This is a genomic window from Neobacillus terrae, assembly GCF_011393025.1.
Classification (GTDB): Bacteria; Bacillota; Bacilli; order Bacillales; family Cytobacillaceae; genus Neobacillus_A; species Neobacillus_A terrae.
This window is the reverse complement of the sequence record NZ_JAAOEO010000002.1, coordinates 335518-348947: the sequence shown is the minus strand read 5'-3', so window position 1 is coordinate 348947 and position 13430 is coordinate 335518. Positions and strand designations below refer to the sequence as shown.

General features: G+C 40.7%; 14 protein-coding genes. All 14 read right to left on the bottom strand.

Annotation, left to right across the window (positions count from 1 at the left end):
• Positions 1-284: 284 nt before the first annotated feature.
• Positions 285-1073: a phosphatidate cytidylyltransferase gene (locus G8761_RS04225; RefSeq protein ID WP_166023976.1), complete on the bottom strand. Its 789-nt coding sequence runs from the start codon at positions 1071-1073 to the stop codon at positions 285-287.
• 56 nt (positions 1074-1129) lie between these two features.
• Positions 1130-1906, bottom strand: a complete 777-nt coding sequence (locus G8761_RS04220) for an isoprenyl transferase (protein WP_166023974.1) — start codon at positions 1904-1906, stop codon at positions 1130-1132.
• A 347-nt stretch (positions 1907-2253) separates the two neighbouring features.
• Positions 2254-2811 carry a ribosome recycling factor gene (frr, locus tag G8761_RS04215; RefSeq protein WP_166023972.1) on the bottom strand — a complete coding sequence of 186 codons (558 nt, stop codon included), beginning with the start codon at positions 2809-2811 and terminating at the stop codon, positions 2254-2256.
• Entirely contained in the window at positions 2811-3536 is a 726-nt protein-coding gene (gene pyrH, locus G8761_RS04210) for a UMP kinase (RefSeq protein ID WP_166023970.1), read from the bottom strand. Before pyrH ends, frr begins: the two co-directional genes overlap by 1 nt.
• A gap of 775 nt (positions 3537-4311) precedes the next feature.
• Positions 4312-5196, bottom strand: coding sequence for a translation elongation factor Ts (gene tsf / locus G8761_RS04205; RefSeq protein WP_166023968.1), 885 nt, complete (start codon positions 5194-5196; stop codon positions 4312-4314).
• 141 nt (positions 5197-5337) lie between these two features.
• Positions 5338-6048, bottom strand: a complete 711-nt coding sequence (gene rpsB, locus G8761_RS04200) for a 30S ribosomal protein S2 (protein WP_166023966.1) — start codon at positions 6046-6048, stop codon at positions 5338-5340.
• Between the two features lie 149 nt (positions 6049-6197).
• On the bottom strand, positions 6198-6830 hold the full coding sequence (locus G8761_RS04195; RefSeq protein WP_166023964.1) for a hypothetical protein: 633 nt from the start codon (positions 6828-6830) through the stop codon (positions 6198-6200).
• Between the two features lie 9 nt (positions 6831-6839).
• The gene (locus tag G8761_RS04190) at positions 6840-7157 is read right to left on the bottom strand and encodes a hypothetical protein (RefSeq protein ID WP_166023962.1); all 318 of its coding nucleotides are present in this window, start codon (positions 7155-7157) and stop codon (positions 6840-6842) included.
• A 368-nt stretch (positions 7158-7525) separates the two neighbouring features.
• Positions 7526-8293 (bottom strand): FliA/WhiG family RNA polymerase sigma factor, encoded by a 768-nt coding sequence (locus G8761_RS04185; protein WP_166023960.1) that lies wholly within the window; start codon positions 8291-8293, stop codon positions 7526-7528.
• Positions 8294-8605: 312 nt separating this feature from the next.
• Complete coding sequence (locus G8761_RS04180) at positions 8606-9106, bottom strand: chemotaxis protein CheD (protein ID WP_420800225.1); 501 nt, start codon at positions 9104-9106, stop codon at positions 8606-8608.
• A complete protein-coding gene (locus G8761_RS04175; protein ID WP_166023955.1) occupies positions 9093-9731 on the bottom strand; it encodes a chemotaxis protein CheC in 639 nt (212 codons plus the stop codon). Before G8761_RS04175 ends, G8761_RS04180 begins: the two co-directional genes overlap by 14 nt.
• Before the next feature lie 10 nt (positions 9732-9741).
• The gene (locus G8761_RS04170; protein ID WP_166023953.1) at positions 9742-10212 is read right to left on the bottom strand and encodes a chemotaxis protein CheW; all 471 of its coding nucleotides are present in this window, start codon (positions 10210-10212) and stop codon (positions 9742-9744) included.
• Between the two features lie 33 nt (positions 10213-10245).
• Positions 10246-12303 carry a chemotaxis protein CheA gene (locus G8761_RS04165; RefSeq protein ID WP_166023951.1) on the bottom strand — a complete coding sequence of 686 codons (2058 nt, stop codon included), beginning with the start codon at positions 12301-12303 and terminating at the stop codon, positions 10246-10248.
• A gap of 20 nt (positions 12304-12323) precedes the next feature.
• Complete coding sequence (locus tag G8761_RS04160; RefSeq protein ID WP_166023949.1) at positions 12324-13424, bottom strand: protein-glutamate methylesterase/protein-glutamine glutaminase; 1101 nt, start codon at positions 13422-13424, stop codon at positions 12324-12326.
• Between the last annotated feature and the right edge of the window lie 6 nt (positions 13425-13430).

Sequence of the window (13430 nt, the reverse complement as noted above, 5' to 3'; positions counted from 1 at the left end):
ACGAAAAGCATAAATGCCCTTTTAGCGGCGTATGGCCTGAGCCCCGCTTCCACTGTGATAAAGGATCCAAGAATCGGTTGCGATTCGGTGTTGACCTATCATAGGAAGGGGAAGGGTTGACACTAGCTGCATCAAGTATCACCAAGGGTCAATTTAATGCAAGATACCTAATGAAGCATTTCTTAGGTGAAAACTCGCTGGGCATTTGATGCCAGACAAAATAAAGCAAAAACCCGGCAAATGCTGGACCTAAATCGGCTACAAAACACTATTGCTGCTTGCCTTTAAAGCAAATGGAAAAAGTGCAGCAATGGCCAAACAAATATAAGACTGTCAAACCTGTCCAGAATACCTCCATGACCAGGAAGTATATTGCCTGAATCCTTTACATTATAATGCCGTTTAAAGGCTGATTCAACCAGGTCACCAAGCTGTCCAAAAACAGATAAAACAGCAGTAATGCCCATCAGTTCCAGCAATGCAGCATCAATGTCAGTAAAAATGACAAACAGGACAGCCACTATAAGGGCGCATATGACACCGCCAAGAGAACCTTCCACTGTCTTGTTCGGGCTGATTTCAGGCCAGAGCTTTCTTTTCCCAAAAGCTTTCCCTAAAAAATAGGCCCCTGAATCTGTTGCCCAAATAATAAATAAAGAATAAAAGATGTAAACTAAGCCAGCAGCACGGGTTTCATAAAAGAAATAAAATCCAATGCCCGCGTATACAGCAGCAAAAATACAAAAAGCTGCATCGTCAAATGTAAACCTATTTTTCGTTATGACGGTATAAATCAGATATAGAAAAACGGCCAAGATGGCCAGTTCTATTTTCGAATAGTAGAAATCCGACCATATTCCTTGATATTGTTTCGGGATCATAATGACCCAGAGAATAATAAAAGACAGTATACCAGGTATGGACAGGAAATTAATCTTCCTCATTTTTAACAATTCATAAAGTCCAACTGTTGCCAGCACATATGCCAGAATTACTGTTGGCATCCCTCCATATATAACAATTGGAAGGAAAAGAGCGGCTGCTATAACCCCTGTTAAAATTCGCTGCTTCATCTAAGCTTCAACACCTTCTTTAACAATCACTGTGATTGAATAAATATTGCTAATAATTATACTCCTCCGAAACGCCTTTGACGTTTTTGGAACACTTCAATTGCTTTAATTAAATGATCTTCTGCAAAATCTGGCCATAAAACCTCAGTAAACCAGAACTCGGTATATGCCAACTGCCACAGCATAAAGTTACTTAGCCTTATTTCTCCGCTTGTTCTGATTAGAAGATCAGGGTCTTCCAATTCAGAAGTCATTAAATAAGAAGAAAAACTGTCTTCGTTAAGTTCATTCATATCTATGATGCCCTCCTGGCAATCATTTAAGACTCTCTTAACGGCATCAAGTATTTCTGCTCGGCTCCCATAGTTAAGGGCAAAATTCAGAATCATTCCATCATTGTTTTTTGTATCTTCCATTGCCTTTTCAATTGCTCTTAAAGTATGTGAAGGCAGTTGTTCCTTATACCCAATCATTTTTACTTGTACATTCTCTTCAATTAATTCCGGTAGAAAGGTACCAAGAAATTCTTCCGGCAATTTCATTAAATATTCAACTTCATTCTTTGGCCTTTTCCAATTTTCAGTCGAGAATGCATAGAGTGTCAAGGCTTCAATACCCAGTTCATTTGCCAGTTTCGTTGTCTTCCGTACCACCTTCATCCCTGCATGATGGCCGGCTATTCTTGGCAAAGCCCTTTTTTTCGCCCATCTGCCGTTCCCATCCATAATAATAGCAACATGGCGGGGCACTGGCAGCTTCTTAATATCTTCTATTCTTTCTCGGAGTGTGGAAGACTGAGATTGATTCTTCCATAGCTTTATTTTGTTTAACATAGCATTGCTCCTTCAAATAAAGTTGATCCTTACCTCCGAAAGCAGATCAAACCCCTGAATGTCTGAATAAGTATGTAACTATTTTTTCAGCATGTTTTAATCATACCAAAAAAACAATAAGATATCTCTATTAAATACCATATGTAGGTGAAATCAAAATAAGAAGGGACATATTTAACAGATAAAATTACACATTTAACTGAAAGAACCCTTGAATATAGTGAAAAAACCCCCTAAAAAAAGAGGGCTTGTCAAAAAAGAAACGCCTGCTGGCGGCGCTGAAGGATCAACAATTTATAACCCAGCCGCCCGGCAATACGGACGGCAAGGGTTCTCATTATTGCAGCTTAAACTTCCAAAATTTCTTTTTCTTTATCTTTAGTGATTTGATCAATTTTATTAATATGATCATCAGTAAGCTTCTGAATGTCTTCTGAGTAGCCTCTTTGTGCATCCTCAGTAATTTCACCGTTTTTCTCAAGTTTTTTCAGATCATCATTGCCATCACGACGGATATTCCGGATAGCTACTTTAGCTTCTTCAGCCTCTTTTTTAACTACTTTAACCAGTTCTTTTCTGCGCTCTTCTGTGAGCTGAGGAATCATGATTCGAATTAGGCTTCCATCATTACTAGGATTAAGTCCCAGGTCTGATTTAAGAATAGCTTTTTCAATTTCGCCAAGAATAGTTTTATCGTAAGGCTGGATAACCAATAATCTGGCTTCTGGTACTGAAATACCTGCTAATTGATTTACGGGTGTTGGTGCACCGTAATAGTCCACTGTAATTCTGTCAAGTAGGGATGCACTGGCTCTTCCCGCTCTGATAGAAGCTAGCTCACGAGTAAAAGCCTGAATTGCTTTCGTCATCTTATCCTTTGTATTAGCGATAACTTGTTTTGGCATTATTTTTTCCCCCTCACAATTGTTCCAATATTTTCACCCATTACTGCACGTTTAATATTGCCCTTCTCCATAATTGAGAAAACGATCAGCGGGATATCATTATCCATACATAAAGAAGAAGCGGTTGAGTCCATTACAGCCAATCCTTCTTTAATTACATCAAGATACGTAAGTTCATCATATTTTGTTGCAGTTTTATCAAGACGAGGATCTGCTGAATAAACTCCATCAACATTATTTTTAGCCATCAGGATTACTTCTGCTTCAATTTCTGCTGCTCTTAATGCTGCAGTTGTATCTGTAGAGAAGTAAGGATTTCCTGTACCTGCTGCAAAAATAACTACGCGTTTTTTCTCCAGGTGTCTGATTGCCCGGCGTCTAATATAAGGTTCTGCAACCTGGCGCATTTCAATAGAGGTTTGTACACGTGATTCCACACCGTACTGCTCAAGGGAGTCCTGAAGAGCCAGTGAGTTCATAACAGTTGCAAGCATGCCCATATAATCTGCTGTTGCTCTGTCCATACCCATTTCGCTGCCGATTTTCCCACGCCAGATATTTCCGCCGCCAACTACTACTGCAACTTCAACTCCAAGTTCTGCAATTTCTTTCACCTGAGCGGCAATAGATTTAATAACAGAAGGATGAATGCCAAAACTAGTTTCACCGGCTAAAGCTTCACCACTTAATTTTAATACTACGCGTTTGTATTTAGGATTGCTCATAGGAACCTCCATATGTATTTTTTGTATTTTTGAGACCCTGAACATCCCAGGATTCTTAGCTGTTTTACGGAGAGCACCTCCGAATTTCGAACTTTTAACGATGTTATTCAGGTAATTGCTTCCCTAAACGGGAGGCTTCCGCATTTCTATCGCTAATCAGAATTTTTATATAAAAATTCTAAATGCACGACGGACAGGACAAGGAAGGCTTCGTCAGCAAAATCTTCGCACGAAGGAAAAGCACTAGCTTTTCCGAGGATGTCCTAGTAAGGCGTAAGGCACAGGACAAGGAAAGCTTCGTCAGCTTTGCCTCGCACGAAGAAAAAGCATAGCTTTTTCGAGGATGTGCCGTTTTTAGCATGATAAGTGCAACTACGGCTCTGCCTTCGCCTATAGGCTCGGCAATCACCGAGTTTTCTTTAATTGTCCAGTTCCAGCCCCCAGCGAGTTTTCAACCTTGAAAAGCTTCTTTGAATATCTTGCATCAAGTATGACCGCAGGTGATACTTGGTGCAGCTAGTGTTCATCCCACTCCTCCCTACGATAAGTCAGGGCACATGTGCTCCTGCGCCATAGCGTATTCGAGGATGTCGATGTTCAGCTCGTCGCAAAGCTGCTTGATGTCAATTCAGAGAAGCATTTCACGGTGTTATTCAGGTAGTCGCTTCGTTGAACGGGTGCTTTCACATTTCTTTAAAAATAGGGAACACAAAGTGTCCCCTATACAATAAGTCTATTTTGCATATTCCTGATGGAATGAATATGCCAGGAAAAATTATTTTTTGTTTACTTGGTTCATTACTTCTTCAGCAAAGTTGTCTTCACGCTTTTCAATACCTTCGCCTACTTCATAACGGATAAATTCGCGGATTGTAGCACCTTTTGATTCTACAAACTGGCCAACTTTTTGATCTGGGTTCTTAACAAATGTTTGGTCAAGGACACATACATCTTCAAAGTATTTGCCAAGACGGCCTTCTACCATTTTAGCTACGATCTTTTCTGGCTTGCCTTCGTTAAGAGCCTGTTGAGTAAGTACTTCGCGTTCATGCTCCACTTCTTCCTGTGAAACTTGGTCACGTGAAACATACTTAGGTTTTAAAGCAGCAATGTGCATAGATACATCTTTCGCTGCATCTGAATCAGTTGTTCCTTCAAGAACAGACAATACAGAGATGCGTCCGCCCATGTGAATATAAGCGCCAAAAGCATCGTTATCAGTTTTTGATACGATTACAAAACGACGAAGAGTAAGCTTTTCACCAATTTTAGCGATAGAAGCATTGATATAGTCGTTAACAGTTGAACCGTTATCCATAGTTTGAGTTAAAGCTTCTTCTACATTTGCAGGCTTTTTAGCAAGAAGGTGTGCTGCCAATTCTTTTACAAGGTCTTGGAACGCTGTGTTTTTTGCAACAAAGTCAGTTTCAGAGTTTACTTCAAGAATAACAGCTTCATTTCCTTCAGCCATAACAGAAGTTAGACCTTCTGCAGCGATACGGCCAGCTTTTTTAGCAGCTGAAGCAATACCTTTTTCACGAAGGAAGTCGATTGCTTTTTCCATATCACCATCAGTTTCTGTTAAAGCTTTTTTACAATCCATCATACCTGCGCCGGTTTTTTCGCGCAATTCTTTTACCATTTGTGCAGTAATTGCCATAATATATTTCCTCCTTTATTTACTATGTACTATTGTAGCCTTAACAGCCACTGTTAAGCATAAAAACAAGTTTACTCTGCATTTACTTTAAAAAAAGGTGATAAAGGGTCTCCCTCTTATCACCTTTTTATGTCCTAACTATTACTCTGCAGAAGCGACAGCTGTTTCTTCGCCTTGCTTAGCTTCAAGGATAGCATCCGCCATTTTGCCTGTTAATAGCTTAACAGCACGGATTGCATCATCGTTTGCTGGAATAACAACATCGATTTCATCAGGATCGCAGTTAGTATCAACGATACCTACGATAGGGATGTTCAATTTCTTAGCTTCCGCAACAGCAATACGCTCTTTGCGTGGGTCGATAATGAAAAGAGCATCTGGAAGAGTCTTCATGTCTTTAATTCCGCCTAGGAATTTTTCAAGACGTTCTTGTTGTTTTCTTAATTGAACAACTTCTTTTTTAGGAAGTACGTCGAATGTACCGTCTTCAGCCATTCTTTCGATATCTTTCAAGCGGCCAATACGCTTTTGGATTGTTTCAAAGTTTGTTAAAGTTCCGCCTAACCAGCGTTGGTTAACATAATACATGCCAGAACGTCCTGCTTCTTCTTTAACAGAGTCCTGAGCTTGTTTTTTAGTTCCAACAAAAAGGACAGTACCGCCGTTAGCAGCAAGTTCCTTTACCCAGTTATAAGCTTCTTCAACCTTCTTAACTGTTTTTTGAAGGTCGATAATATAGATGCCGTTACGCTCAGTGAAGATATATTTCTTCATCTTTGGGTTCCAACGGCGAGTCTGGTGACCGAAGTGTACACCAGCTTCAAGCAATTGCTTCATTGAAATGACTGACATTGTGGTTCCTCCTAATGGTTTTTAGTTTCCTCCGCCCATTTCATTTTCAAACAGAAACTGTTCTAGACAGCACCATCTGTTTAAATCCATAAGCGTGTGTATTAACACCATGACATAATATAGCACATGTCGGTTACACAATCAAGTTATTACTGTTTATTTTGTTGAAATTTAAGGATAAGCTCAATTTCTGTCTTGCCCCGCTTAAGCTGACGGGCAATTTGCTCCATACTTTTGCCCTGTTTTTGAAGATTTATAATCTGTTCTGCAAGTGTTTCCTCTTTTGGAGGCACTTTAATTAATTCTTCTCTGTCTTTTTCTCCAGATAAACTTTCTTTGCTAACAGTTTTATTGGTTTCCTCTGAATAGAAGCTTTCAAATGGTTCTTCAGCCTCCGGTTTCTCTAAAGGAATACGATTGGTTTGGTATGCCTTTGCCGCAAGCAAGCGGGATGTTGAAGGCCCAGTCATTTTGATTGGAGATTCGCTTTCCTTCTCTGGCAGGTTTTTCACAAGAGGAGGTGCCTGGGCTGCTGTTTTTTTAGATGTCGCAGAATTTTCTGGTGCCTCGCCATTTATATTTTCAAACCTGTGAAGAAATTTCTCATTTTCTTCTTTCATTTCAAATAGATACGAAGAAATCAGGTCTTCCATATCCTTTATTATTCTTTCCTGCTTTTTATCAAGATCAGCCAGCCTGTTTTGCCTTGTATACAAAACAATGATTGCATAAATGGTTAAAGCATTTAATAAAAAGCTGACCACTAAAAGAAAAGTACTCATTTTACCCCTCTATCCGCTATAATCAATGATGGTTCCCTTATACGGGTGCTTTTCCTTCCCGCTTTCATCTAGAGACGAATTTTGCTGCTTTTTGCTTTTCTGCTTTCCGTTTTGCTGGTCGGAGCTGCTGTTTCCAGAGTTTAATTGGACCCGTTCTTTCTGTTCCTGTTTCATAACAGTGCTCCTGCTTTTCTCCGCTTCCTTTCCGAGTTCCGCAGCAGCATGATGATTTGAAACTTGTCCTCTTTGCTGAAGCTGCTCCTGAAGCTTTCCGGCTTCATGAGTCCTTGGCAGTGCAATCTGCATTTCAACAGCCTTAAGGCTCATTCACTCACTTCCCTTAGAAAAGCGCAAGCGCCCGTTCAGCGAAGCGACTACCTGAATAACACCGTGAAATGCTTCTCTGAATTAACATCAAGCAGCTTTGCGACGAGCTGAACATCGACATCCTCGAATACGCTATGGCGCAGGAGCACATGTGCCCTGACTTATCGTAGGGAGAAGCGGGATGGACACTAGGCGCTGGGCGCTGGAGCTAGACAATTTAAAAGGTAAAACTTTATACGTTCTTAACCATTAGAAAAGCGCAAGCACTCCATTTCTGGCGCCGGTGCTTTAAAAGTTAAGAACGTAATTTTTAAGAAAAGGAAAGACCCGCTGTTCTATTATCTTAATGAACTACCGAGCCGAATCTGCTAGAATATTATTTTACCAAGTGATTCCCTTAATTTAAAAAGAGCTTTCGAATGAATTTGTGAGATTCGAGATGTGGATAAATTCATGACATGTCCAATTTCTGTAAAAGTCAGCTCTTCATTATAGAATAAACTGATAATTAATTGCTCTTTTTCACTTAAACTTTCAATATGGTTTGCTAAATTTTTATACATTTCCTCTTTAAGAAGCTTGTCCTCAGGAAGTTCTGTTTTATCGTCCTTCAGAAGAAAGGAAGCCCCTTCTTTATCATCCTGGTCAGAAGGCTGTTCATCTATTGATAATATATTGGCAAAGAAATGCTCAGCCATAGTGGAATAAACCTCATCCTCATCCATCCCAAGCTCCTTGGCAATGGCCGAAGCAGACACTTTTCCAAGATGGCGCTGTTCAAGCCTTTCAATAGCGGCCTCTATCTTTTTAGCTTTGTCTCTGGTCGTCCTCGGCAGCCAATCTTCTTTTCTTAACCCATCAATAATCGCACCGCGGATTCTAAAAGATGAATAAGTATCAAATTTTAAATCCCGTGAAGAATCGAATTTTTCCAGTGCGTCGTATAGCCCCATTAAACCCAGGCTATTTAAGTCCTCCCTGGAAACATTTTTTGGCAAGCCTGTAGATATCCGCTGGACATGGTAAGAGACGAGAGGCAAATATTTTTTTACGAGAAAGTTTCCTGCGTCCGCATCACGTGTGCTATTCCACTTATCCCAGTATGCTTTTTCTTCTGATGCAGAAATATGTACCATTTTACTCCTCCTATTCCCTACGGGCGATATGGCAGGTACAGCCATTGTACCAAACCTTTTCCAGTTATATAAACAGGCCCTTTTTACCGGTTTTAGCCCTTGCCTTCTTTTTGAAGTATACCTATGTTTAAAGCTCAAGACACTCCAGCGCTTGTCAGGGCTGAACAGGCCACTGACGTTATCTTTTGCCTCCTCGGCGGTATTCGCTCCGGGGCTCCCTTATCCTGCTTTTCCCGCTTGAGTCTCTCTCCTAGTGCTCCTATTAATCTAGTAAAAATCAACCATGAGCTTTCATACAGCCATAAGTCTCTATTAGATTTCATGCGTTCCTTTGTTTACCGTTCGAATATGAAGCATACCCGTACCAGGATCAAATTCAATGGTCCGTCCGCTATTCCCGCCAACATCCTCCCCAAGGAGGGGAATATGAAGAACTTCTAATTCTTTTTTGACTGCTTCAACATTTCTTGGACCGATTCTCATCATGTCGCTTCCAGATGTGAATTGAAACATTTGCGCACCTCCTGCAAGCTTTGAGGAAAGAGAGTGAGGTCGCGCTCCCTCAGCCAAAAGCAGGCGGACAAGCTGTTTTATAGCGGTATCAGCATACTTCGCATGATTAAATTCATTTTCCTTGGCAAGCCCCGAGTTTGGGAGCATGATGTGAGCAAGGCCTGCTATCCCTTTTAAAAGATCATAGATGACCACGCCTACACAGGAGCCGAGTCCGGATGTGCGAATTGTATTTGGCGATTTAACCATTCTCATGTCAGCAATTCCAACTTTGATTACTTCGATGCTATTCATCTTCATTAACTCCGAGAGTTTTAAAAATGGTCTTGAATGAATCCGGAAAAGGTAATAAAAAGAAGTGCCCTCTCACTTCCTTTAAGGTGTCACCCATATCCTCATTAAAGGAAGTATCGATGACAATCGCATAGTCACCTGCCTGTGAATGCTCCATAAGTCCTGAGCCAATAATGGCACCTGCCATATCAATACTAAGAGCTGGAACCGAGGGGTAAAGTGCGAGATCAGTGAAATCAGATAATGCAGACAGATAGGAGCCTGCCAGAATATTTCCCAGCTCCTGAAGTGCGGAAAACGCCATCTCATTTGGAATAGGGTTGGAAAAGGAAAACTCCTCCTCTCCTATCATTTGCCTGATGAAGTTCTCTGCCTGAGGGAGAGGAAGGATAAAGAACATATTCCCCGGCGCCTCACCTTCTATTCTTAGAAAAACCCCGGCAGCAACAGAGTCTGCCCCTCCGGCCAATTCTACTATTTCATCAAAAGAAACAATTTTGACATCAGGAACCTTCATATCAATTCTTTTATTTAAAAGCTTCGAAAGGGATGTAGCAGCATTTCCTGCTCCTATGTTTCCAATCTCCTTTAAGATGTCAAGATGAAGCGATGAAAACTGAAAAAATGCCATATATGAACCTTTACGCCTCTATCGAGTTAAGCGGTCCTTTCAAATTTTCATTAAGGACTTTAGCTAAATCAAGCAAGATTAATAATCTTTTCTCGATTTTAACAACACCGTTTATAAAAGGAGTATCAATCCCACCCACAATTTCCGGCGCAGGTTCAATTGAATCAAAGGCAATATCAAGGACATCATTTGCTGAATCAACGATCAGGCCGACTTCAATTTCTCCAAGAGTCGCGATAATTACTCTTGTACTGTCGGAGTATTCCTCTTCGTCCAGGTTAAATCTCTTTCTTAAATCAATAATGGGAGTAACAAGACCGCGAAGGTTAATAACCCCTTTTATAAAAGCTGCAGTTCCAGGAATTCTCGTAATATGCTGAATTTTTTCAATGGAACGGACCTGGCTGACAGGTATGGCATACTCTTTTTCCTTTAATTGAAAAACAATAATCTTTAATTCTGAAGCTATTGCTTCTGCCACAATGGTTCACCCCTGTTTTTTCGATTGGCTTCCCTATTTAATTAATGCATTGCAATCAACAATAAGCGCTACCTCTCCGTCTCCTAGAATAGTAGCCCCGGAGATAGCAAAAGCACCTGACAGGTAATTGCCAAGGGATTTTAAAACCACTTCCTGCTGTCCAATGAAGGAATCAACTACAAGACCGGCCATTTTATCACCTTTTCGAACAATAACCACGGAATAAAAAGCATCATTCTCTTTTACAGAAGGTACTTCAAAAAGATCCTTCAAGAAAAGCAGAGGCACTACCTTGCCACGGAAATCAATAACCTTTTGATTATGTGCATTTAAAATCTCGTCTATTCTTACGATAGCTGTTTCAATAATGGAAGAAAGAGGCACAGCATATTTTTCTTCCTGAATTTCAACCAGCATTACCGAAATAATGGATAGTGTTAATGGCAGCTGAATTGAAAAAATTGAACCTTTCCCCAGCTCCGAGTCTATTGTTACAGAGCCTCCAAGAGATTCGATCGTATTTTTCACAACATCCAGACCGACTCCGCGCCCGGAAATATCCGAGATTTTATCAGCTGTCGAAAATCCTGAAGCAAAAATCAATTCATAAACCTGCTTATCTGTCAGGGCACTGGCTGCATTATCATTAATAATTCCATTTTTGATAGCTTTATTGAGGACTTTATCCCGGCTGATTCCTGCCCCGTTGTCTTCTATTTCAATAAAGACATGGTTGCCGCTATGGAAGGCTTTTAGGCGTATTGTCCCCGTTTCAGCTTTTCCGTTTGCTTTACGGATATCAGGCGTTTCAACCCCATGATCAAGGGCATTTCTAAGTAAATGTACAAGTGGATCTCCAATCTCATCAATTACGGTCCTATCGAGCTCTGTCTCTGCTCCTATAATTTCAAGATCGATTTTTTTATTAAGATCCTTAGCAAGCTGGCGTACCATACGAGGGAAACGATTAAATACGGTTTCTACAGGTACCATTCTCATATTGAGGATGATGTTCTGCAGATCCCCCGAAATACGTGACATCCTTTCAACTGTTTCATTCAAAGCAGGATTGTCTAATTCCCGGGAAATCTGTTCTAGCCTTCCGCGATCAATTACCAGTTCTTCGAAAAGGTTCATTAATATATCAAGCCGTTCAATATTTACACGAATCGTTTTATTAGCCGAATTTCCTTGTTTAACCCGATTTGTTTCCTTGTTATCACTCTGTTCCTCAATTTCAGAGGCAGGAGCATCCAGTGTCTGAACTTTTTCTCTTATGTCATTATTAGCTGGCTGCTTAGGCTCTTGTTCTTTTGGTGTGCGAAGGGCATCTGATGAAATTTTCAAAGCTTCTGCCTTTACTACCTCTGAAACATTCATGATTGCCTTTTCTATTAAACTTCTATCTTCCTTAGAAACAAGGGTTATGGTAAAAGAAGTATCAAATTGTTCCTCCTCAAGCTGTTCTACAGGAGGGTTTGCCTTTATCACTTCACCCAGCTTTTCAGCTGCTTCAAACACCATATAAACACGGGCCGCCTTAAGTAAACAATCCTCACGTAGAGTAACACCTACTTCATAAGGATAAAATCCATGCTCCATTGATTGCTGAATAACCGTAATCTCAAACTCGTCATATGTATTCTTTAAAGGGACTTCGGCCACGGCAGCTGATGCAATTTCTTCCTTTGCAGCCGCTTCATCGGGGCTTTCACCTTTTTCAATCAAAGTTAATTTCCTAACCGCTTCGGTTACGTCACGCTTTCCATCTCCGCCTTCAGATATAGACTCGACCATAGCTTCCAAATCATCCACTGCCAGAAAAACAACATCCAATAAAGCTGGCGTAACAGGAATCTTTGACTGCCGAATGCCATCCAAAACATTTTCCATTTGGTGGGTCAGCTTGGCAAGATCCTCATATCCCATTGTTGCTGACATTCCTTTAAGGGTATGCGCGGAACGAAAAATTTCATTCACAATCGTCAGGTTCCCCGGATTTTTTTCTAGCTCCAGCAAGTGTTCATTGCAGGATTGAAGATGTTCTTTGCTTTCTTCAATAAAGACTTCTAAATATTGGCTCATTTCCATATAACTTCACCCCTTAGCCTTTAAATATATTTCATAATAGTATTTGCGATACAGTCTAAGTTTTGGACTTCATCTACAAGCTTTGTCGCTATTGCTGCTTTTGGCATCCCAAAAACAACTGATGTTTCTTCCGATTCTGCAATTGCCATTACTGGTCCCTTTTTTTTCATTGCAATTAACCCATTTGTTCCATCAGCACCCATTCCTGTCATAATCACAGTGATTTTCGAAAAACCACTAAGGTCCGCAGCTGATTCAAACATGATATCCACTGAAGGCCTATGGCCATTTTCAGGAGCTGAGAGGTCAAGCTTAATAACTGGACCTTTTGTTCCCGAGCTGACTTTTAAATGGGAACCTCCTGGTGCAATATAGGCAATTCCTTCCTTCAAGGCTTCACCATCCTCGGCTTCCTTGACAGTGATATGGCATATTGAGTTGAGTCTGTCGGCCAGTGACTTTGTAAAGCCTGGCGGCATATGCTGGACAATTAAAATGGGAGCTTTAATTCCCGCCGGTAATTTGGTAAGAACATTTTGCAAAGCCCTTGGACCGCCGGTTGAAGTACCTATACAAACTAATTTCTTAGAAGATATCTCCCAGTCCGAGGCTGTTTGTTCTTCTATTAAAATTTCTTTATCTGGGTCTATTTTACTATAACCCTTAGTTTGCTGGTGTGCTTTTTTTGTAATAGTTTGTGGTCTGGTTAAATTTTTTATATTTACTTTACTTGCGGATAAGACCTTTTGAATCAGCTCCTGGCCAATCTTTTCTAAATCAAGAGATATAGAACCGGAAGGCTTGGCTACAAAATCCGCAGCACCATACTGTATAGCCTTTAAGGTATTCTCCGCTCCCTCTTTCGTAGTGCTTGACAGCATTACAACCGGGACCGGGGCTTCGTTCATGATTATTTTCAATGCATCCATGCCGTTTAAAACTGGCATTTCCACATCCATCGTGACCACATCAGGACGTCCTTCTTCAATCTTTTTAAGTGCTTCCTCCCCATTTCGTGCTGTTCCGAGAATTTCTATTCTTGGCGAAGCGGAGAGAATATCCTTTATCAGCTTACGCATGAATGCTGAATCATCTACGATGAGAGTCCTGATTTTTTGCATGCTTAT